This window comes from Streptomyces sp. NPDC002935 (genome assembly GCF_040611295.1).
Taxonomy (GTDB): Bacteria; Actinomycetota; Actinomycetes; order Streptomycetales; family Streptomycetaceae; genus Streptomyces.
This window is the reverse complement of record NZ_JBEXNW010000095.1, coordinates 1-1,283: the sequence shown is the minus strand read 5'-3', so window position 1 is coordinate 1,283 and position 1,283 is coordinate 1. Positions and strand designations below refer to the sequence as shown.

At 64.3% G+C, this 1,283-nt stretch carries 1 protein-coding gene; it reads right to left on the bottom strand.

What is annotated here, in order from left to right; translation table 11 throughout:
* Nucleotides 1–370: 370 nt before the first annotated feature.
* Nucleotides 371–1,212, bottom strand: a protein-coding gene (locus tag ABZX90_RS43795; protein WP_351130360.1) for an IS5 family transposase whose coding sequence is annotated in 2 segments (ribosomal slippage) — nt 371–882 and nt 882–1,212 — 843 coding nt in all. Because the reading frame shifts where the segments join, the coding sequence is not laid out codon by codon here.
* Nucleotides 1,213–1,283 lie beyond the last annotated feature (71 nt).

Here is a 1,283-nt window from a genome sequence, read left to right as displayed (position 1 = left end):
TAGAGCCTGTCTCTTTGACGGTAGGAGACCGCACTCAGTCCAGGGTTCTTGAGCTCCGCTGCGATAGTTGCGCAGCAGCGTGACCCGTGTGAAAGGGGGTAGTTGGTGGTTGTGTGCACTCGATGCAACGCAGGCAAGGTATCGGCGTTCCATCTGGTCAAAGACGGTCGCTGCCTGTGGGTATGCCACGAATGTGACGCCGTATGGCTCGGTAGCGCCCCGCCCACGGGTTCTCCGGACGGCACGCTTTACCAGTTCGTCGAAGCCTATGGAGGGACGGGCACTCCCACGGACTGGGAGCAGATAGAGGTTGTTGGTGAGTGATCCGGAGCAATGGAGTTGAGCCCAGAGCTACTACTTTGGGGATCCACTATTGGTCTGGACGCGGCCGCGTCCAGATGAGGATGGCGGCGAGGTGTAGTGCGCCCTGGTAGGCGATGGCGAGCTTGTCTGTTCGCATGGCCAGGCCGCGCCATTGCTTGAGACGGTTGATGCATCGTTCGACGGTGTTCCGCTGCTTGTATGCCTCGGCGTCGAAAGCGGGTGGTCGGCCGCCGTTTCGACCTCGGCGGAGGCGGTGGCCGACCTGGTCGGAAGGTTGGGGGATGACGGCACGGATCCCGCGCCGACGAAGATGGCTCCTGATCGCGCGGGATGAATACGCACGGTCGGCCAGGACGGCATCCGGCCGAGTCCTCGGTCTTCCGGGCCCGCTCCGCGGAACGCGGATGCCGGCCATGACGGCCTCGAAGGCCGGTGCGTCGCCTGCCTGGCCTGCGGTGATGCGAACCGCGAGCGGCCGGGCACGGCTGTCGCTGGCCAAGTGGACTTTCGTGCTCAGACCGCCTCTGGAGCGTCCGAGTCCGTGATCTTCGGGTTCGCCTCGTTCCGGTGCCCCCTTTTTCTGGCTCCGGCAGCGTGCTGGTGGGCTCGGCAGACAGTGGAGTCCACCGCCACGGTCCAGCCGACGTCGTCGCTGCCGTCCGCTGTTGACAAGACGGCGGCAAAGATCCGTTCCCAAGTGCCGTCCATGGCCCATCGGATCAGCCTTTTGTGGGCGGTCTGAAAGGAGCCGAGCTGGTCCGGCAGATCCCGCCAGGGTGAGCAGGTGCGGTACTTCCAGGCGATGGCCTCAAGGGTGCGGCGATGGTCTGCCCACCGTCGGCCACGAACCGGATCGGCCGGCATCATCGGCTCGATCCGGTCCCACATCGCATCAGTGATCACTAAACGGACGGACACATCCGATCAACCGGCCAACCGATCAAAGAGACACGCTCTAG